Here is a 20843-nt window from a genome sequence, read left to right as displayed (position 1 = left end):
TCACTTCCCCGTCTTCACCTTGGTCCAGAGCCGGTTGATGATCCGCTGCGTCGCCGGCTCGCGCGCGGTGATGACGAACAGCTTTGCGAGCGTCGCCTCGTCCGGATAGATGTTCTTGTCGTTCAGGATCTTCGGGTCGACCAGCTTCTGGCTCGCGAGGTTGCCATTGGCGTAGGACAGGAAGTCCGAGTTCTTGGCAGCGACATCAGGGCGGTAGAGATAGTTGATCAGCGCGTAGGCTTCGGCGACGTTCTTGGCGTCGGCGGGGATCGCGAGATTGTCGAAGAACATCTGCGCGCCCTCCTTCGGGATCGCGTAGCCGATCTCGATGCCGGCCTTCGCTTCGGCGGCGCGGGCACGGGCCTGCATGATGTCGCCGGACCAGCCGACCACGAAGCAGATCTCGCCCGAGGCCAGCGCGCTGAGATATTCGGACGAGTGGAATTTACGCACATAGGGCCGGATCTTGATGACGACGTCGGCGGCCTTCTCCAGGTCCGCCTGCTTGGTCGAGTTCGGATCGAGCCCGAGATAGTTCAGCGCCGCGGGAAAGATGTCGTCGGCGGAGTCGAGCATATGCACGCCGCAATCTCTGAACTTGGCGAGGTTCTCCGGCTTGAAGACGATGTCCCAGCTGTCGATCCTCGCATCGGGACCGAGAGTCTTCTGCGCGATCTTGACGTTATAGCCGATGCCCGTGGTGCCCCACATGTAGTTGGCGGCGTAGACGTTGCCGGGATCGTAGGTGGCGAGGCGCTGTGTCACGACCGGCCAGGCATTGGCGAGGTTCGGCAGCTTCGACTTTTCGAGCTTCTGGAAGATGTTGGCCTTGATCTGGCGCTGCAGGAAATAGGCGGTGGGGACCACGACGTCATAACCGGACTTGCCGGCCATCAGGCGCGTCTCCAGCGTCTCGTTGGCATCGAAGGTGTCGTAGACCACCTTGATGCCGGTCTCCCTGGTGAAGGCCTCAAGGACATCCGGCGCCATGTAGTTGGACCAGTTGTAGAAGTTGACCGTGCGCTCCTCGGCGTCGGCGGAGGCCGAGAGCAGCAGGACCGTCGCGACCGCGCCGACGAAGCTGACGAGACGACGGTTCTGCTCTCGCATTCTGGCCTACCTCTTGCGGCGGTGAACGGCGTCCGACAACCGCTCCAGCGCGGCGTCGAGCGTCGAGTCTTTCTTGGCGAAACAAAAACGCACCACCGAGGTTACCGGGTCCTGCTCGTAGAAGGCCGAGACCGGGATCGCCGCCACCTTGTAGTCTTTCACGATGCGCCAGCAGAACTCGGTGTCGCTCTCGTTCAGCCCGAGCGGCGACAGGTCCACGGTGAGGAAGTAGGTGCCTTGCGACTTCAGCACGGGGAACCCGAGGCTCTCCAGCCCCCTGGTCAGGCGGTCCCTGCTCCGGGCCAGGTCCTTGCGCATCGACAGGAAGTAGTCGTCGGACTTGCCGAGGCCGTAGGCGACGGCGGCCTGCAGATTCGGCGCGGTGGTGAAGGTCAGGAACTGGTGCACCTTGGCGGCGACGCGCAGCAAGGGCGGTGCCGCGCAGACGAAGCCGATCTTCCAGCCGGTCAGCGAGAAGATCTTGCCGGCCGAGCCGACCTTGATGGTGCGCTCACGCATGCCGGGAATGGTGATGAGCGGGACGTGCTTGTGCTCGTCGAAGGTGACGTGCTCCCAGACCTCGTCGCAGATCGCGATGACGTCGAACTCCTGGCAATAGCGCGCCAGCAGCTCGAGGTCATCGCGCGGATAGACCACCGCGGACGGATTCAAGGGATTGTTGAACAGCACCGCCTTGGTCTTTGAATTGAAGACGCTTTTCAGCATGTCCTCATTCAGCCGCCAGTGCGGCGGCTCGAGACGGACCAGGCGCGGAATGCCGCCCGCCTGGCGGATGATGGGCAAATAGGAATCATAGACCGGCTGGAAGCAGACCACCTCGTCGCCGGGCTGGACCACCGCGAGGATCGCCGAGGTCAGCGCCTCGGTGCCGCCCGAGGTGACCATCACTTCGCTCATCGGATCGAGCGCGAGGCCGTGCCAGTGGCCATAATGGGTCGCGATTGCCTGGCGCAGCTCCGGCAGGCCCATCATCGACGGGTACTGGTTGTAGCCGTTCAGCGAGGCCTCGGCCGCGGCACGGCGGATGTCCTCGGGGCCGGGATCGTCGGGAAAGCCCTGCCCGAGATTGATGGCATTGTTGTCGCGGGCTGCCTGCGACATCGCCTCGAAGATGGTGACGGGAAGGTCGGCAAAGACCTTGTTCAGGGACGTCATGTCAGGGATCAGCCGCCGGTCTTGGTCGGCAGTCCCGCCGCCTTCCAGCCCAGCATGCCGCCGGCCAGATGCTTGTTGTAGGGAAGGCCCGCCGCCTGCGCCGCCAGCGAGGCCGTCACGGAGCGTTTTCCCGAGCGGCAGGCGAACACGACCTCCTTGCCCTGCGGATCAGGAATCGCCGCCGGGTCGAACGTCGACAGCGGCACCACGACGCTATCAGGATAGGCCTCGACGGCGACCTCGTTCGGCTCACGGACGTCGACCAGGAGATAGCGGCCTTCCGCTATGCCCTTCGACACCTCGTCCGGAAACAAATCTTCCACCTTGTGGTCCGCCACGGAAATATCCTCCCGACATGATCTTTGGCGAGCGTCGCGCCGCTCGCCGTTCCGGGCCGCAAAGTCGCCTCTTGCGCGGAGAAAATCAAGCGTCCGAAACGAGTTAGATGCCACGCGGAAAAGCTGGATCGTGGCCCCTAGATCGTGACCTGGGTGCCGACCTCGACCACCCGCCCGGTGGGGATCTGGAAATAGTCCGTGGCGTCGTTGGCGGAGCGGCTGAGCGAGATGAACAGCCGGTCCTGCCACCGCGGCATGCCGGAATGGACGGCGGGCTTCAGCGCCCGGCGCGACAGGAAGAACGAGGTCGACATGATGTCGAACTGCCAGCCCAGCTTGCGGGCGATCGCCAGCGCCTTCGGCACGTTGGGCGATTCCATGAAGCCGAACTTCAGCGTCACCTTGGAGAAGGTCGGTGAGATCTGCTCCAGCCTGACGCGCTCGGACGGATCGATCCGCGGGGTCTGCGCAGTCTCGATGGTGAGAATGACGTTCTTCTCATGCAGCACCTTGTAGTGCTTCAGGCTATGCATCAGCGCGGTCGGCGCGCTGATTGGGTCCGAGGTGAGGAATACCGCGGTTCCCGGCACGCGCTGGGGCGGCCGCTTCTCCAGCATGGCGACAAGGTCGGCGAGCGGGAACTCGAGCTTGCGCGACTTCTCGAACAAGAGCCGGCTGCCGCGCCGCCACGTGTACATCAGGATGATCATGAGCGCGCCGAGCGCCAGCGGCACCCAGCCGCCTTCGAAGACCTTGAGCAGGTTGGCGGAGAGGAAGGTCAGGTCGAGGAACAGGAATGGCGCAATGAGAGCGGCGGCGGCGAATGGCGACCACCGCCAGACCTTCCAGATCACGACAAAGCCCATCATGGCCGTGACCACCATGGTGCCGGTGACCGAGATGCCGTAGGCCGAGGCCAGGGCGCTGGAGGAGCGGAACATGAGCACCAGCACGATGACCGCGATGAACAGGAAGCGGTTGATGCGCGGGATGAAGATCTGGCCGGAATGGGCTTCCGACGTATGGCGAATTTCAAAGCGCGGCAGCAGACCGAGCTGGATCGCCTGCCGCGTCAGCGAATAGGCGCCGGTGATGACCGCCTGGCTCGCGATCACGGTCGCCATGGTCGCCAGCGCAACCATCGGGATCAGGGCCCAGTCCGGGAACATCAGGAAGAACGGGTTCTCGATGCCCTTGGGATTGCCGATCAAGAGCGCCCCCTGCCCGAGATAGTTCAGCGCCAGCGACGGCAGCACGATGAACAGCCAGGCGGTCTGAATCGGCCGCTTGCCGAAATGGCCGAGGTCGGCATAGAGCGCCTCGGCACCGGTGACGGCCAGGAACACTGCGCCCAGCGTCACGAAGCCGATCAGGCCGTGGTGGAGCATGAAGGACACCGCAAGGATAGGATTGAGCGCGTACAGCACTTCGGGATGCCGCACGATCTGCGGCAGCGCCGCGACCGCGATCAGGGCGAACCACACGCACATCACCGGGCCGAAGAAGGCCGCGACGCGCGCGGTGCCGCGCGACTGCACCGCGAACAGGACGACAAGGATCACCACCGTGAGCGGCACGACATAGGGATCGAATGTCGAGGTAACGAGCTTGATGCCCTCGATTGCCGACAGCACCGAGAGCGCCGGCGTGATGACGGCGTCGCCATAGAACAGCGCGCCGCTGATGATGCCGAGCAGCACGATCGCGGCGCCGCCCTTGGTCGCCGCGCGCTGGGCCAGCGCCATCAGCGCCAGCGTGCCGCCCTCGCCGTTGTTGTCGGCGCGGAGCAGGATCACGACATATTTGAGCGTGACCACGATGATGAGCGCCCACAGGATCAGGGAGAGCACGCCGAGCACGGCATGCGCCGTCACCGCGCCTTCGCCGCCGGCGGCCGCAACGACGGCCTCGCGCAAGGCGTAAAGCGGGCTGGTGCCGATGTCGCCATAGACGACACCGATGCTGCCGAGCATCAGGGCCTTGAAGGTGGCGGTTGAATGCGCCTCACCATTGCCGTTTGCCGCCGGCGTTTCCGCCGCGGTGATCGCACTCTCGGATGACATGGGGAAGCTGTGCCTCTGTCTTCTGCCGCACCGCACAATGCCGGGTCGCAGCGCTATACTCTCGGCAGGAATGCATAGGTTAGCCCGGATTCAGGCCTCCGCCATGCATATCACGCATGGATCACGGTCGATCAACATCAGAATCCTGCGCTGGATCAGATAGTTACCTGGGTTCCGACTTCAACCACCCGCCCGGTGGGAATCTGGAAATAGTCGGTGGCGTCATTGGCGGAACGGCTGAGTGCGATGAACAAATGGTCCTGCCAAAGCGGCATGCCCGACTGCGCCGAGGCCTTGAGCGATCTCCGCGACACGAAGAACGACGTCGACATGATGTCGAACTGCCAGCCCTGTTTGCGCGCGATGGCGAGTGCCTTCGGCACGTTCGGCTGCTCCATATAGCCGAAGCGCAGACGGACCTTGGAGAACTTGTCGCTGATCTTCTCCATCCTGAACCGCTCCGACAGATCGACCCGCGGCGTATGCGCGGTCTCGATGGTCAGGATCACGTTGTGCTCATGCAGCACCTTGTTGTGCTTGAGATTGTGCAGCAGCGCGGTCGGTACGAAGGCCGGATCGCTGGTGAGGAACACCGCCGTGCCCTTGACGATGTGCGGCGGCCGCTTCTCCAGGCTCCGGATCAGATCGTCCAGCGGCACCTCGATCCGTCGCGTCTTCTGGATCAGAATTGCGGAGCCCTTGCGCCAGGTCCAGATCGTTCCCGCCATGACGACGCCGAACAGCAGCGGCACCCAGGCGCCTTCGAGCAGCTTGAGCAGGTTGGCGCTGAAGAAGCTCAAATCGACGATGACGAAGGGGACGATCACGGCTGCGGCCGTCGCCGCGCGCCAGTTCCACAACTTCCAGATCACAACGAAGCCCATGATGCCGTCGGCGACCATGGTGGTGGAGACCGCAATGCCGTAGGCCGAGGCCAGATTGCTGGGGGTGTGGAACAGCAGCACCAGCAGCATCACACCGATCAGCAGCAGGCGGTTCACGCGCGGCAGATAGATCTGGCCCGCGTGGGATTCGGAGGTGTAACGCACCTCGAAACGCGGCAGGAGGCCGAGTTGTACGGCCTGGTAGACCAGCGAATAGGCGCCGGTGATCACCGCCTGGCTCGCGATCACGGTTGCGGCAGTCGCAAGTCCGACCAGCGGCAGCACCAGGCTCTCCGGCACCATGCGGTAAAAGGAGTGTTCGATCGCGCTGGGATCGGACAGCACCAGTGCACCCTGCCCGAAATAGTTGATCAGGAGCGCGGGCAGCACGAAGAACATCCAGGCCGACTGGATCGGCTTGCGGCCGAAATGGCCGAGATCGGCATAGAGCGCCTCGCCGCCCGTCACCGCCAGGAACACGGCGCCGAGCGTCACGAGGCCGATCACGCCGTGCGACAGCACGAACTGCACCGCGTAATAGGGATTGATCGCCGCCAGCACGGAAGGGTCGTCCATGATGTGGACGAGCCCCATCACCGCCAGCGAGGCGAACCACACCACCATCACCGGACCGAAGGCGGAAGCGACGCGCGCGGTGCCAGAACTCTGCACCGAGAACAGCACGACCAGGATCAGGATCGTCAGCGGCACGACATAGTGCTCGAGCGCGGGGGTCGCGAGCTTGAGGCCCTGGACTGCCGAGAGGACCGAGATCGCCGGCGTGATCATGGAATCGCCGATGAACATGGAGGCGCCGACCACACCGAGCGCGAGCAGGACCCAGCTTCGCCGCCCGAGCGCGCGCTGGCCGAGGGCCATCAGCGAGAGCGTGCCGCCCTCGCCGTTGTTGTCGGCCCGCAGCAGCAGCAGGACGTATTTGGCGGTGACGACGATCAGCAGCGCCCACAGGATCAGCGAGAGCACGCCCAGGACGATGATCCGCGAGACCGGCTGGCCGTGCGCGGCGCCGCCGACCGCCTCGCGGAATGCGTAGAGCGGCGAAGTTCCGATATCGCCGAACACCACCCCGATGCTGCCGAGTGTCAGGGCCCAGAAGCTGGAGGTGGGTTGTCCTTCCTGAGCTTCGGTAGATGAGACGCTGACAGCCATGGCGAGGTTGGAACGCCCGATCGGTTGATTTGATCCGCGCGGCTATCGACGCTTCCGCTTCACGTGTCAACCGCGCACCGGTGGTAGTTAACGGTAGTATGGTAACCCGGAGCTACGGCTTCAGATTCGGCGGCAGCGGCGGATCTTCACGCATCAGGGTGATGGTCACCCGACGGTTGGCCGCGAGCGAGGGATCGTCCGGAAACAGCGGCTGAGTATCTGCCTTGCCCGAGACGGCGAAAATATGCGACGGCGGCAGGCCTTCACGTTCGAGGATCTGGCGCACGGCGTTGGCGCGGTCGGCCGACAGATCGAAGGCGCCGTAGTCGCTGCGCGCCGGCACGAAGCCTGCGGCTGTATGCCCCACGATCGCAACCCGCAGCGGCGTCGCCTTCAGCGGCGCGGCAAGCTTCTCGACCAGGCGCCGGGTGCGGTCATAGGGCACCTTGGAGCCGTCGGCGAACATCGAGCGGCCGTCCTGGTCGACGATCTCCAGGTTGAGGCCCTGCTTCGTCTCCTCGAACATGATGTGCTTGGACATCTCGGTCAGCTCCGGCATGTCCTGCAACGCTTGGCGCAGCGAGGCCGCGGCCAGCGCGAAATTGCGGTCGACCTTCAGCCGCGCGCCGTTGATCTGGCTGCGCTCCTTCTCGTCCGGCGTCGGATTGGCCGAGGACTCCTCCGGCGAGATGTGCTCGACGTTCTTCAGCTTCGGCCGGGTCGGCAGGCCATCGGATTCGACGATGCCGGAATAGCGCACATTGGTCTGAACGCCGAACGCCTCGCGCATCGAGCCCGCGACGATCTTCAGCTTGTTGGCGTCCTGCGTGGAGAACGCAACCAGCATCACGAAAAACGCCAGCAGCAGCGCCATCAGGTCGGCGAAGGTCACGAACCAGCCGTGACCGCCGCCGTGAGCATCGCCGCGCTTCTTCTTGGCCATCGTAGCTTTTTCCGGCTGCGTTTCCCGAAAGCGCGGTCCGGTCAGGCCGGAACCGGCTCGCCTTCCTCCTGGCGATGCTTCTCCGGCAGGTAGGCCAGCAGCATTTCGCGCACGAGTGTCGGGCTCTTGGAGTCCCGGATCATCAGGATGCCGTCGATGATCAACGTCCGGTTCGTTTCTTCGTCGAGCAGCTTGCCATGCAGCTTGTCGGCAATCGGCAAGCAGATCAGGTTGGCGACAACGGCGCCATACAGCGTCGCCAGCAGCGCGGTGGCCATGAATGGGCCGAGCTTGGAGGGGTCCGACATGTTGGAGAACATCTGCACCATGCCGAGCAGCGTGCCGATCATGCCGAATGCCGGGGCGCAGTCCCCGACGGCGCGATAGATCTTGCTGCCCTCGTCGAGGTGCATCAGGAAGTTGTCGCGGTCGCGCTCCAGATTGTCGCGGATGAAGTCGAGGTCGTAACCGTCCGCGACGTAGCGGATTCCCTTGGCAAGGAACGGCTCGTCAGTCTCGACCTTTTCCAGCCCGACCGGACCCTGCTTGCGGGCGATTTCGGCGATGCGGGCGAGTTCGTCGACGAGGTCGTGGGCCGAAAGGCGGCTCAGGGTGAAGGCAAACTTTGCGCCCAGCGGCAGGCCATGCAGCATCACGCCGAGCGGAAAACGGATCATCGTCGCCGCGATCGAGCCGCCGAAGATGATGATCATGGCGTGTTCGGAGATGAACATGTGCAGGTCGCCGCCCATGAACATCATCACCGCGATGACGATGATGCCAGCCAACAGCCCGGCGCCAGTCATGATATCCATAGGAGACTCCAACGCGTACGCAACCTGCCCGTCCTGGACGGCGCGCAGCCCAGTGCGGGCCGCGTGGAAAACCCTAACGTTAACGCCATTAAGGACGCGTTACCGAATTTGGTAGGGATAACAACGGGTAAACGCCGGCCTTTTCGCGATGTCGTTGAAGATGCTGGCTTTCCGCATGCGATGCCATCGCTGCATGCGTAAAAGGTCTCCCCGTACAACAACGGACATGACATAGGTTTTGGTCAGAGGAAACGAACAAGCGAGCAGGACAGGATGAAGGCGGTCGTCGTCGAGCAATACGCACCCATCGATCAGATCGGGCTGAGGGAGATCGCCACCCCCGAACCCGGCCCCGGACAGATCCGCGTCCGGGTCCACGCTGCGAGCATCGGCTTCGTCGATGGGCTGAAGGTCGAGGGCCGTTACCAGACCAAGGATGCCCTCCCCTTTACGCCGGGCGCGGAATTCGCCGGCGTGGTCGATGCGGTCGCAGGCGGCGTTGCCGGCATCGCGCCGGGCATGCGGGTGATGGGCGCGGCGCGCTCGGGCGCGCTGGCCGAGCACATCGTGGTGCCGCCCGACGCCGTCGAGATCATGCCCGACGGACTGTCGATGGAGGCCGCCGCGGCTTTTCGCACCAATTACCTCACCGCGCTCTATGCACTCGGCGAGCGCGGTTCGCTCAAGGCCGGCGAGCAGTTGCTGGTGCTCGGCGCCGCCGGCGGCACCGGGATCGCCGCCATTCAAGTCGGCAAGCTGCTCGGCGCGCGCGTCGTCGCCGCGGCCTCGACGGAGGAGAAGCGCAACTTCGCCGCAAGCTTCGGTGCCGACGCGGTCGTCGACTACACGAAGCCCGACTGGCGCGACGCGCTGAAGGACGCGACCGCCGGACATGGCGCCGACGTGATCTTCGATCCTGTCGGCGGCGAGATCTCGGTGCAGGCATTTCGATCCATCGCCTGGCGCGGACGCCATCTCGTGGTCGGATTTGCCGCAGGCTCCATTCCCGCGCTGCCGTTCAATCTGCCGCTTCTGAAAGGCGGCCTCCTGATCGGCGTCGATGCCGCCCAGATCGCGCGGCGGGAGCCCGAGGCGCAGGCGCGCGTGATGACGCAATTGTCGGCATGGCTAAACGAAGGCCGGCTGACGTCTGTGGTCGGCAAGGTATTCGCATTCGAGGACTTTCGCGCGGCCTTCACCACCATGCAAACCCGTGCGGCGCTCGGCAAGATGGTGGTGCGGATCGGGTCGTGAGAGAGGCAGCGCTATCGCCTCATCCCACTGTCGTGTCGGCCCGTTCGCTGCCGTCCAGGCCTCCGCGCAGTTGCGCACGAATCGGGAATGATGTCCTGCCACATCCACCACCGTCGTCCCGGCGAAAGCCGGGACCCATAACCACACGGGCGAGTTGTGGAAGACTGCTGTGGCCCCAGCGTCGCACAACAATTCGCATTCGCGGTAATGGGTCCCGGCCCCCGTGCGCAAGTGCGCACTAGGCCAGAACGACGGCGAGCGTGTTGCGCGGTCTGTGAGTCAAACAATCGCATGACGAGCGGCAAGCTGCGGGAGGGCGCCGGCCTCCTGGAGAAGCCGGTCTCGCAAGCCAAGCTTGCCTTGAGGGTCGGAGAGATACGCGACCGTCGCCAAGGTTCGCGAAAATTATCACAGGTTATTGTTGCGCGGTTCTGTGCCGCCTTAGCGTTGCGGAATACGGCATTCGGGGACGAAAAATGCAGGACATGCTGACGCATCTCGAAAAGCTTCGACGCGACGCGGCGGAATGTGCGTTGATCCGCGACCTGGCGACTGACATGCGCAAGCGCGAGCTGTTCAGCAAGCTCGCCGAACATCTCACGGCCCTTGCCGCCGAGGTGGAGGAAACCATCAACGCAGCGCGAAAGGAGGACCAAGTCATCTAGCGAGGTCTACGTCGAGCGTTCGAATGTATCGACACTTGTCGTGACGGCTCGCCACCAGTTCACGGGCTTCAGGGCCGCCGCTTCGCCCTCGCGGGCCGCGACCAGCGCCTTGTCCGACACGACAAACCACGCCGCTTCCATTTTTTGATCGCGCAGCAAGCCGGTATAGGAAACCACGCGATCGCCCGCCGCCGACGAACCGACCGACGAAAATCCGATGCAATTGCCTTGGTGGACGCCGACGATCGCGACCGTCTGGCCGTAGAAGCCGCTATCGGCCAGCGCGGTTCGAAACGTCCCCTCGATGCGGCCATTCGCTTCACTGGTGATCTCGACGATCGAACCGTATTGGATTTTCCACCTACCGACCCCCGTCATCTCGTGCTCCCGACGCCGCGCGCTCCGGCCACGAATGCGCGGGACAACTTGCCCAGGAGATCGACGTTCCTGACAGCGCAAAGGTCCCGGGAGGACATGGCAATTTGCCGGATGGAACCAACGTCGCAACGGCGCATTGTCATTTCACCCATCGGTTGACAGGTAATATGCCGCCAGTATCGGTAGACGTGCCGATGCTGTAGCATTGCTGGTTCGCCGAGGAGCCTATTCGCCGCAATGTGTTGTATTTCAGGATTCTTTGTCTTGGCACTTTTTGCACATCGAGCATCGAGCACCACGTCGCGATCGCGCGGGCGAATTACCACCAAAGAGGCGCGATGAAGACCGACAAGGCTATCTGGTACGTCTCGTTCGCCATGCGAAATCCTGACGCCGGACATCACCGCTTCGCGCGCCAGACCCGTACCTTCACGACCGAGCAGGATGCCAAGGCGTTTGCGCGCACCCTGCTCGTTCAGACGCAGGACGTCAGCGCCGGAACGATCAATCCGCACATACCGAGACGCGTGATCGCGCCGGCCGCGATCACGGCCTGGGCCGGCGACAGCTGAGACTTCGCCTCCGTTGCTCCCTACAGGAAGCGTGAGGGCGCGAACGGGGCGAGCGGGATCTCCGGCGCCTTGCCGCTCAGGAGTTGCGCGACCAGAAGGCCGGTGCGGGCCGAGCCGACCAGGCCGACATGGCCGTGGCCGAAGGCATAGACGATGTCGCGCGAGGCGCGCGCGTAGCCGATACAGGGACGTCCGTCCGGCATGCTCGGGCGATGGCCGAACCACGTTTTGATGCGCGAGGCCGGGATGTCCTTCGGCAATTTCGGGAACATGCTGAGGAGGTGGCTGCGCAGGATCTCGGCGCGCTTCCAGTTCGGCGCGGCCTCCAAGCCGGCGATCTCCACCGTGCCCGCGGCGCGCAGGCCCTTGTTGGTCCAGTTCACCACCATCTTGGCGTCGGATGCCATCATCGAGCTACGCGGGCCCGATTCCGGATTCTCGATCACGACATGATAGCCGCGCTCGGTCTCGAGCGGCAGGGGATCTCCGACCGACGCGGTGAGCTGCCTGGATCGCGCGCCGGCGGCGATCACCGCGGCATCGCAGGCAATCTCGCCGGTCTCGGTGATGACGGCGACGAGCCTGTTGCCGGCAAGCCTGAGGCCCGTGGCCTTGGCGGCGACGCGCTCGGCGCCAATCGCGATCGCGTGCGCGGCAAGCGCCGCGACATAGGCGCCGGGATCGCGGCAGCGGCCGGCCTCCTCCACCACCACGCCAAAGGTGTAGCGCGGATGCAGGTCGGGCTCGCGCTGGCGCATCTCGTCTTCATCGAGCTCCAGCCATTCGATGCCGACGCGCTTGCGGATGCGCCAACCGAGATCGCGGTCGAACGGCGCGCGCGAGGGAAACACATGCATCACCCCGCGCCGCTCGATCAATTCGCCCACGCCTGCTTCCTCGGCGAGCTGCAGGTGCAGCAGCGGCGCATCCTTCAGGAGATCGCGCATCGCCCGCGCGGTGGCCTCGACCTGCGCCGCGGTCCAGCCCGAGAGCAGATATTTGATCAGCCAGGGCAGCGCCTTCGGCAAATAGGACCAGCGGATCGCGAGCGGCCCGAGCGGGTCCATCAGATAGCCCGGCACCTTCCTCCAGATGCCAGGCTCCGCCGGCGGGATCACCGAATGCGACGACAGCCAGCCGGCATTGCCATAGCTCGCCGCCTGTTCGCCGCCGGGTTCGCCCGGATCGATCAGCGTGACGCGATGGCCCTCGCGCAGCGCCTCGATGGCGCTGATCACCCCGACCGCGCCGGCTCCGATGATCGCAACGTGACGGGACTCTTGTTGGGGCATGATCTCCTCGGAAAACCGCTTCGCACGTTTCCGGATCATGCCCTAGGTGGTGTTGACACTTATCGCATCCATAGGACGATTGCAGCGAGCGTGACGATGGCTCGGTAATTTCGGGCGGTCTTTTCGAAGCGGGTTGCGACGCGACGGAACTGCTTGAGCTTGCTGAAGCAGCATTCCACGAGGTGGCGCTGGGCATAGAGATGCTTGTCGAGCGGATGTTTGAGGGCTCGCGAGGGGTTGTTGGGGATGACGGCGATCGCGCCTTTGGCTGCGATGGCCTGGCGCAAATGATCGGCGTCATAGGCTGCATCGGCCATGACGACCTCGGCGGGCAATCCCTCGATCAACGTGGCGGCTTGCGGGGCATCGCCCTTCTGGCCTGCGGTGAGGGTGAACCGCACGGGACATCCCAAACCTCGAACGGCCATATGTATCTTGGTGCTCAAGCCGCCGCGCGAGCGCCCGATCGCTTGATCTTCAGACCCCCTTTTTTTGCCCCGGCGGCGTGCTGATGCGCCCGGACGATGGTGGAATCGACGATCAGATATTCGAAGTCCGGATCATCGGACATCGCCTCGAAGATCCGCAACCAGACACCCTTGGTGCTCCATCGACTGAAGCGCCGGAACACGCTGTTCCAATCCCCAAACGCCTCCGGAAGATCACGCCAGGGAGAGCCCGTGCGAACGATCCAGAGCACCCCTTCCACGAACATCCGGTTGTCGCGTCCGGTCGAACCTTTCTGGTCGGGCCGGCCAATGATGAGCGGCGCCATGCGCTCCCAAGCCGCGTCGCTCAACACCAAACGATCCATCACACCCAAGGCCGCCTCCCAAAAGAAGCCTTGAATCTGATTTGGCCTCAAAAGGGAATCCCTAGAGTCCACAACGCCTAGCTGTTTAGTCCCGGCATTTGCTGGAGCGGATTAAGTTTGAATCGCTCTGGCTGGGAAGTCCAGCATTTGCAGATGTATTCGTAAGGTGTGAGGCCCTTCAGGGTCTTCAACCGCCGAGCGTAGTTGTAGGCGTTGATGAAGTCGGCAAGGTGAGCTTCGAGCTGATCGTGTCGATCGTAATGGCAGCGTTGGACGGTCGCTTCCTTGATCGTGCGGTTCATGCGCTCGACCTGGCCATTGGTTCAGGGATGCTTGATCTTAGTCAGCCGATGCTCGATGCCATTCTCTTGGCAGCGCATATCAAACATATGCGTCACGTATCTTGCCGTCGGACCATCCGCGTAACGCGGCGGGAAAGTGAACTGAATCCCATTGTCGGTGAGAACCGTGTGGATCTTGTAGGGGACGGCCACAATCAGAGCTTCGAGGAAGGCCGCGGCGGAGGTCCTTCCCGTCTTGCTGACCAATTGCACGAAGGCGAATTTACTGGTGCGATCGATCGCGACGTAGAGGTAGAGCTTGCCTTCAGCGGTCTGGAGCTCAGCGATGTCGATGTGGAAATAGCCGATCGGATAAGCCTTGAACTTTTTCTTCGAAGGCTTGCTGCCTTCGACCTCCGGCAATCGGCTGATGCCGTGGCGCTGGAGGCAGCGATGCAGAGATGATCGCGTCAGATGCGGGATGGTCGGCTGGAGCGCATAGAGGCAATCGTCAAGCGGCAGTAGCGTATGCCGTCGGAAAGCGACGATGACTGCCTCCTCCTCGATGGAAAGGGTAGTCGACTTGGCTTCCTTTGGGCCAGTCGGAAGATCAGCGACGGTGTCGCGCTGCTTCCACTTCGCGACAGTCTTCTGGTTGATCCCGTAGCGCTTGGCGAGCGCTCTCAGGCTCTCTTGACTATTTTGTATTGCTCGACGGACCGCCTCCGTCGTGGTGGCGCAGCCGTGTAAAACTTGTCCCATAGCGCATCCTTCGAATCGTGCGATAAGAATGCACCATCAAAGCTTGGGACAAAACACCTAGCGCGTTGCCTGCGGCACAAAGTCCTTACCGACCGACAGCGCGCGCTGATCGACCAGGCAATGGAGGATCGACGGCTTGCCCGAGGCCAGCGCACGCGAGAACGCCGGCGCGAACTCTTCGGTGCGCTCGACGCGCTCGCCATGGCCGCCGAACGCCTTCGCATACATTGCGAAGTCCGGATTCTTGAGCTGGGTGCCGACGACACGGCCAGGATAGTCGCGCTCCTGGTGCATGCGGATGGTGCCGTATTGCGAATTGTCGATGACGACGACGATCAGCGGCGCGTCATACTGCACGGCCGTCGCGAATTCCTGGCCGTTCATCAGGAAGCAGCCGTCACCGGCAAATGCCACAACGATGCGATCCGGATACTGCCGCTTGGCGAGCACGCCCGCCGGCACGCCATAGCCCATCGACCCCGAGGTCGGCGCGAGCTGGGCGGCAAAGCTGTGGAAGCGGTGATGACGATGGATCCAGCCGGCATAGTTGCCGGCGCCGTTGCAGACGATGGCGTCCTTCGGCAGGCGGTCGCGCAGCCAGGTCATCACCTGGCCGTACTGGAACGAGCCCGGCAGCTCGCGCGCCTTTTCGGTCCAGGCGAGATAATCGGCGTGCGCCTTGGCGGCCTCGCCCTTCCAGGCGGGTGCGGCCGCGGGCTTCATGGTCTCGACCGCGGCGGCAAAGGCGGCCGGCGTCGCCTGGATCGCAAGCGCCGGCTGATAGACCCGGCCGAGCTCTTCGGAGCCCGGATGCACGTGGATCAGCTTCTGATGCGGGGTCGGAATGTCGAGCAGCGTATAGGACGAGGACGGCATCTCCGACATGCGGCCCCCGATGAGGAGAATGACATCGGCGCCCTCGATGCGCGCCTTCAGGCCCGGGCTCGGCCCGATGCCGAGATCGCCGGCATAGTGAGAATGGTCGGCATCGATCAGCGAGGCCCTGCGGAACGAGGTCGCGACCGGCAGGTCGAACCGCTCGGCAAAGCGCGCAATGCTCTTGGTCGCCTCATCGGTCCAGCGCGTGCCGCCGAGCACCACGATCGGCGCCGTGGCGGATGCCAGCATGGTGCCAAGACGCTCGAGATCCGACGGCGCCGGCCAACTCGCCGCAGGCTCGACCTTCGGCGCGTCCGCGACGGCGGCGGTCTCGGTCAGCATGTTCTCCGGCAGCGCGATCACCACGGGACCGGGGCGGCCCTGCATGGCGACGCGGAAGGCGCGCGCCACCAGCTCCGGAATGCGGTCGGGGCGATCGATCTCGACCGCCCATTTCGCCATGGAGCCGAACACTGCCTTGTAGTCGAGCTCCTGGAACGCCTCGCGCTCGCGCATGCCGGTGTCGACCTGGCCGACGAACAGGATCATCGGCGTCGAATCCTGCATCGCGATGTGGACGCCGTGGCTGGCATTGGTTGCGCCGGGGCCGCGGGTGACGAAGCAGACGCCAGGCCGCCCCGTGAGCTTGCCATAGGCCTCCGCCATCATCGCCGCGCCGCCTTCGGCCCGGCAGATCATGACATCGATCGGGCTGTCATGCAGCGCATCGAGCGCCGCCAGATAGCTCTCGCCCGGCACGCAGGTGACGCGCTCGACGCCTTGGGCGACGAGCTGATCGATCAGGATCTGGCCCCCGGTGCGGGCATTGCTTTTGGTCATGAGGGCTCCCTGCAAATACTGGCGCGCGTTTGGGCTTCGCGCGGATCGTGGTCCCACGGGGTATGATAGACGGAAATGGGGTGCAAGGCCGAAGCTGCGTCTCGCGGGCGCAGCGGCGCCAAGCCATGCGGTAGGCAATGGGCAACGCTGTTTCGTCATCGATTTCCGCAGAGCGGACGATCGCCGGCAGGATTGGAGCCGCCAGGCGGCAGGCAACGCAGGTGACCGTCGGCCGGCCCCGGCGCGATCTCGCCGCGCTCAAGCGAGACCGATGTCGCCACGCCGGTCTGTGACCCCCATCGGGTCTCGCGCGGCATGATCAACCTGCGCGAGCTTCTTTCATTAACACTCGCATCGACAATGCGGTAGCCCCTGTCATCACGAGGCGCCGACCGACGCGACAGAGCGCAAGCGAAAGAATGCTCGCACGCCACGTCGCCAAGACCGACAGCGCGTGGCCGCCGACACGATTGAAATCAGGAGCTCTCCGCTGCGCGCGATGGCGTGGCACGATCTGCATAAGTCACCACGTCATGTGCACGCTAACAATCATTGGGAGCGCACGCATCTGCTCCCGTAAGATTACGGTGCAGCGATCGGCCGCTTCGCATCTTCGTCGCAGGATCGCGCGGCGTTCACGGCAAATCGCGGCGCTGCGCGACGTTTTCGGCTGCGCTCATCGCGAGCATCGCGCGCTCGACCTTGCGCGAGCGCACGCGGCGCATTGCACGCCCTTCTTGGTGGAACTCGAATCGCCTACCGTTCCACGCAGTCAGAAATTGTAAATCGTGTAGCGCACCTGCGTGGGGCGGCGGTGGAAGGCATTCCGTCGCCGATCAGGTGCACCGTTTCAATTCACCAAGATCATTATCAAGGCTGGAGGCAATGCATGTTGGGGATGAAGAGCGTCGCAAGCGTGGTCGGCTCGGACAGTTCGTATCGGTTGTTCGACGACATGCCGATCAGTGTCATGCTCTGCGAGCTGGACAATTTCAAAATCACCTACATCAACGAGTCCACGCGGCAGAACCTGAAGAAGATCGAGCATGTGCTGCCCGTGAAGGTCGACGCGCTGATCGGGCAATCGATCGACATCTTTCACAAGAACCCGCAGCATCAGCGCCGGCTGCTGTCCGACCCGAAGAACCTGCCGCACAAGGCGCGCATCACCATCGGCGGCGAGACGCTCGATCTCACCGTGACGGCGATGACCAGTTCGCGCGGCCGCTACACCGGGCCGATGCTGACCTGGGAGCTCGCGACCGAGAAGGCGCGGCTTGAAACGCAGACCGAACGGCTGTTGCAGATGCTCGACAACATGCCGATCAACATCATGATGTGCGACACCGATTTCAACATCACCTACATCAACCAGACCAGCCTCAAGACGCTCGACACCGTGAAGCATCTGCTTCCGGTGGCGCCGGACAAGATCCTCGGCAACTCGTTCGACATCTTCCACAAGAACCCGGCCCACCAGCGCCGCATCGTCGGCGATCCCAAGAACCTGCCGCATGCGGCCAAGATCAAGCTCGGGCCGGAAACGCTCGACCTGCGGGTCTCCGGGCTGACCGACAAGCGCGGCAACTACACCGGCGCGATGCTGAGCTGGTCGGTGGTGACAGGCAATGTGAAACTGGCCGACGATTTCGAGAAGGACGTGAAGGGCCTTGCCGGGATGCTGGCGTCGGCCTCGACGCAAATGCAGGGCACGGCGCGATCGCTGACGACGACCGCCGAATTCGTCAATCAGCGCTCGGCGAGCGCGGCGTCCGCGTCCGAGGAGCTGTCGTCCTCGGTCAACGAGATCAGCCGCCAGGTGGCCGAGGCGAGCCGCATCGCCCGCATGGCGGTCGACGAAGCCGAGAAGTCCGACAAGCTGGTCGCGGGTCTCGTGACCATGGCGCAGAAGATCGGCGACGTCGTCGCCCTGATCAGCCAGATCGCCGGCCAGACCAACCTGCTGGCGCTCAATGCCACGATCGAGGCGGCGCGGGCGGGCGAGGCCGGTCGCGGCTTCGCGGTGGTGGCCTCCGAGGTCAAGGCGCTGGCCAACCAGACCGCCAAGGCGACGGAAGACATTTCGGCGCAGATCAACGAGATGCAGGCCGCGACCGGCAACACCGCTACCGCGCTGAAGGCGATCTCGCAGGTCATCGTCCAGATCAGCGAGATCTCGACCGTGATCGCCAGCGCCGTCGAGGAGCAGGCCGCGGCCACCAAGGAGGTCACCGCAAACATCAACGGCACGACCAAGGCGATCGACGATGCCAGCAAGGCCGCGGAGAACGTGCTGGCGGCCTCCGGAGAGCTCGCCAGCAACGCCTCCGAGCTGGAAGTTCAGGTCGACAAGTTCCTCAAGAACGTGCGCGCGATGTAGCGGCGCGCGAAGGACGTGAGCGCGCACCCGCCTCTCCGTGTCATTCCGGGGCGATGCGCGAGCGTCGAATCCGCAGTCTCGAGCCGCAACTTCGAGATTCCAGGTTCACGCTTCGCGTGCCCCGGAATGACGCCAAGGACGCGCCCGCCTACAGCGACCTCGCGATCAGCAGCTTCATGATCTCGTTGGTGCCGCCATAGATCTTCTGGATGCGGGAATCGATGAAGATGCGCGAGATCGGGTATTCCTGCATGTAGCCGTAGCCGCCGAACAGCTGCAGGCATTCGTCGGCGGTCTCGACCTGCTTCTCCGAGCACCAGTATTTCGCCATCGACGCCGTGACCGTGTCGAGATCCCCGGCGATCAGGCGCTCGATGCACCAGTCGACGAAGACGCGTGCGATCGTCGCTTCCGTCTTGCGCTCGGCGAGCGTGAAGGCGGTGTTCTGGAAGTCCATCAGCGGCTTGCCGAACGCCTTCCGCTCCTTGGTGTAATCGGTGGTGAGCTTGACCGCGCGCTCCATCGAGGCGACGGCGCCGACCGCGAGCGCGAGGCGCTCCTGCGGCAATTGCTGCATCAGCTGGACAAAGCCCTGGCCCTCTTCCTTGCCGAGCAGGTTGTCCGGCGGCACCGTGACGTTGTCGAAGAACAGTTCCGACGTATCGGACGCATGCAGGCCGATCTTGTCGAGGTTGCGCCCGCGCTTGTAGCCGTCGGCACCCGCGGTCTCGACCACGATCAGCGAAATGCCCTTGGCGCCGGCTTCGCCGGTGCGCGCGACCACGATGACAAGATCGGCGGCCTGGCCGTTGGTGATGAACGTCTTCTGGCCGTTGATGACGTAGGAATTGCCCTGCTTCTTCGCCGTGGTCTTCACCGCCTGGAGGTCCGAGCCGGTGCCGGGCTCGGTCATGGCGATGGCTCCGACCATCTCGCCCGAGGCCATCTTCGGCAGCCAGCGCTTCTTCTGCTCCTCCGAGCCGTAGTTGAGGATGTAATGCGCGACGATGGCGCTGTGCACGGAGACGCCGGTCGTCATCTCCGGCACCGTGCTTTCGAGGTCTTCCAGCACCGCTGCGTCATAGGCGAAGGTGGCACCCAGACCGCCATATTCCTCCGGCACGCTCGCGAGCAGCGCACCCATCTCGCCGAGCCCGCGCCAGGCGAAGCGGTCGACCATCTTCTGCTCGCGCCATTTCTCGGCATGCGGCGCCAGGTCCTTGGCGAGATATTTCCGGAACTGGTCGCGGAACGTGTCCAGCTCTTCGGTCATCCACGACGATCGGTATTGCATGATATCCTCGCTACGCATTCTTTCTTGACGCGTTTTCTTGACGTGAACCGGTACCCACTTCGCTTGAAAACGCTCTCGTCAGATCAAGAGGCCGCCGCCGGCGACGACCACCTGGCCGCTGATATAATTGGATTCCGGGCTGCAGAACAGATAGACCGCGTCGGCGGCTTCTTCCGGCGTGCCGCCGCGGCCGAGCGGGATCATGCGTGACATGGCCTCCAGCATGTGCGGCTGCACGCCCACCTTGATGTCGCGGCCGGCGACGTCGATGGTCTTCTGCTGCGCCTCGATCGGCTGGGTCAGACGGGTGTTGATGAGGCCGAAGGCGACGCAATTGACGTTGACCTTGTAGCGGCCCCACTCCTTGCACATGGTCCGGGTCAACCCGATCAGCGAGGCCTTGGCCGAGGAATAGCTTGCCTGTCCGGCATTGCCGTAGAGGCCAGCGATCGAGGAGATGTTCACGACCTTGCGGAACACCTCGCGCCCTTCCTCGGCTTCCTTCCTGGCAAAGACGCGGATCGGCTCGGCGGCCGCGCGCAGGATCCGGAACGGTGCGACGAGATGGACGTCGAGCATGGCCTGAAACTGCTCGTCCGTCATCTTCTGGATGGTGGAGTCCCAGGTGTAGCCGGCATTGTTGACGATGATGTCGAGCCCGCCGAACTTCTCCAGCGCGGCGCCGACAAACCGGTCGGCGAAGCCGGCTCCGGTCACGCTGCCATTGACCGCGATCGCCTCGCCGCCCATGGCTCTGATCTCCGCGACCACCGCATTGCCGGGCTCGGCATCGAGATCATTGACGACCACCCGGGCGCCTTCGCGCGCGAGCTTGAGTGCGATCGCGCGCCCGATGCCGCGGCCCGAGCCGGTGACGAGCGCGATCTTTCCTTGCAGTTTTGACATGGTTCCTCCCTTGGACGAGATCTTGTT

16 protein-coding genes and 2 pseudogenes are annotated in these 20843 nt (G+C 64.0%); 4 read left to right on the top strand and 14 right to left on the bottom strand.

Annotated features, from left to right (window positions below):
- The 7 genes from RX327_RS16885 to RX327_RS16855 form a co-directional block, all read right to left on the bottom strand.
- Entirely contained in the window at window positions 1–1110 is a 1110-nt protein-coding gene (locus RX327_RS16885; protein ID WP_317250895.1) for a polyamine ABC transporter substrate-binding protein, read from the bottom strand.
- 6 nt (window positions 1111–1116) lie between these two features.
- Complete coding sequence (locus tag RX327_RS16880) at window positions 1117–2286, bottom strand: aminotransferase (RefSeq protein WP_317250894.1); 1170 nt, start codon at window positions 2284–2286, stop codon at window positions 1117–1119.
- An 8-nt stretch (window positions 2287–2294) separates the two neighbouring features.
- Complete coding sequence (locus RX327_RS16875) at window positions 2295–2624, bottom strand: rhodanese-like domain-containing protein (RefSeq protein ID WP_317250893.1); 330 nt, start codon at window positions 2622–2624, stop codon at window positions 2295–2297.
- Window positions 2625–2761: 137 nt separating this feature from the next.
- The gene (locus RX327_RS16870) at window positions 2762–4687 is read right to left on the bottom strand and encodes a potassium transporter Kup (protein ID WP_317250892.1); all 1926 of its coding nucleotides are present in this window, start codon (window positions 4685–4687) and stop codon (window positions 2762–2764) included.
- Window positions 4688–4842: 155 nt separating this feature from the next.
- On the bottom strand, window positions 4843–6741 hold the full coding sequence (locus RX327_RS16865; RefSeq protein ID WP_317250891.1) for a potassium transporter Kup: 1899 nt from the start codon (window positions 6739–6741) through the stop codon (window positions 4843–4845).
- Between the two features lie 112 nt (window positions 6742–6853).
- Window positions 6854–7684, bottom strand: a complete 831-nt coding sequence (locus tag RX327_RS16860; RefSeq protein ID WP_317250890.1) for a flagellar motor protein MotB — start codon at window positions 7682–7684, stop codon at window positions 6854–6856.
- 41 nt (window positions 7685–7725) lie between these two features.
- Window positions 7726–8499 (bottom strand): motility protein A, encoded by a 774-nt coding sequence (locus RX327_RS16855; RefSeq protein ID WP_317250889.1) that lies wholly within the window; start codon window positions 8497–8499, stop codon window positions 7726–7728.
- 273 nt (window positions 8500–8772) lie between these two features.
- Between RX327_RS16855 and RX327_RS16850 the strand changes: the two genes are divergently transcribed.
- Window positions 8773–9753: an NADPH:quinone oxidoreductase family protein gene (locus tag RX327_RS16850; protein ID WP_317250888.1), complete on the top strand. Its 981-nt coding sequence runs from the start codon at window positions 8773–8775 to the stop codon at window positions 9751–9753.
- Between the two features lie 476 nt (window positions 9754–10229).
- Window positions 10230–10418: a hypothetical protein gene (locus RX327_RS16845; protein ID WP_016848414.1), complete on the top strand. Its 189-nt coding sequence runs from the start codon at window positions 10230–10232 to the stop codon at window positions 10416–10418.
- Between the two features lie 6 nt (window positions 10419–10424).
- Here RX327_RS16845 and RX327_RS16840 read toward each other — a convergent pair whose 3' ends face one another.
- Window positions 10425–10796, bottom strand: a complete 372-nt coding sequence (locus tag RX327_RS16840; protein ID WP_028334284.1) for an avidin/streptavidin family protein — start codon at window positions 10794–10796, stop codon at window positions 10425–10427.
- 338 nt (window positions 10797–11134) lie between these two features.
- Here RX327_RS16840 and RX327_RS16835 point away from each other — a divergent pair, with 338 nt between their 5' ends.
- Window positions 11135–11368, top strand: coding sequence for a hypothetical protein (locus tag RX327_RS16835; protein WP_028334283.1), 234 nt, complete (start codon window positions 11135–11137; stop codon window positions 11366–11368).
- Window positions 11369–11388: 20 nt separating this feature from the next.
- On the opposite strand, the gene RX327_RS16830 is transcribed toward RX327_RS16835, so the two are convergent.
- The 4 genes and pseudogenes from RX327_RS16830 to RX327_RS16815 form a co-directional block, all read right to left on the bottom strand.
- Window positions 11389–12660 carry an NAD(P)/FAD-dependent oxidoreductase gene (locus RX327_RS16830; RefSeq protein ID WP_317250887.1) on the bottom strand — a complete coding sequence of 424 codons (1272 nt, stop codon included), beginning with the start codon at window positions 12658–12660 and terminating at the stop codon, window positions 11389–11391.
- A gap of 59 nt (window positions 12661–12719) precedes the next feature.
- Window positions 12720–13435 (bottom strand): annotated as a pseudogene (locus tag RX327_RS16825) (IS5 family transposase).
- Window positions 13436–13551: 116 nt separating this feature from the next.
- Window positions 13552–14517, bottom strand: a pseudogene (locus RX327_RS16820) (IS481 family transposase).
- A gap of 57 nt (window positions 14518–14574) precedes the next feature.
- The gene (locus tag RX327_RS16815) at window positions 14575–16236 is read right to left on the bottom strand and encodes a thiamine pyrophosphate-binding protein (protein WP_317250886.1); all 1662 of its coding nucleotides are present in this window, start codon (window positions 16234–16236) and stop codon (window positions 14575–14577) included.
- An 889-nt stretch (window positions 16237–17125) separates the two neighbouring features.
- On the opposite strand from RX327_RS16815, the gene RX327_RS16810 reads away from it, so the two are divergent.
- Complete coding sequence (locus RX327_RS16810) at window positions 17126–18616, top strand: methyl-accepting chemotaxis protein (RefSeq protein ID WP_317250885.1); 1491 nt, start codon at window positions 17126–17128, stop codon at window positions 18614–18616.
- Between the two features lie 148 nt (window positions 18617–18764).
- Here the strand turns inward: RX327_RS16810 and RX327_RS16805 are convergent, their stop codons facing one another.
- Together RX327_RS16805 and RX327_RS16800 are read right to left on the bottom strand one after the other, a co-directional pair.
- Complete coding sequence (locus tag RX327_RS16805; protein ID WP_317250884.1) at window positions 18765–19910, bottom strand: acyl-CoA dehydrogenase family protein; 1146 nt, start codon at window positions 19908–19910, stop codon at window positions 18765–18767.
- A 78-nt stretch (window positions 19911–19988) separates the two neighbouring features.
- The gene (locus tag RX327_RS16800) at window positions 19989–20816 is read right to left on the bottom strand and encodes an SDR family NAD(P)-dependent oxidoreductase (RefSeq protein WP_317250883.1); all 828 of its coding nucleotides are present in this window, start codon (window positions 20814–20816) and stop codon (window positions 19989–19991) included.
- Between the last annotated feature and the right edge of the window lie 27 nt (window positions 20817–20843).

Origin of the sequence: Bradyrhizobium sp. BEA-2-5 (assembly GCF_032918025.1) — a bacterium.
Lineage (GTDB): Bacteria > Pseudomonadota > Alphaproteobacteria > Rhizobiales > Xanthobacteraceae > Bradyrhizobium > Bradyrhizobium pachyrhizi.
This window is presented reverse-complemented; position numbering and strand designations above follow the sequence as displayed.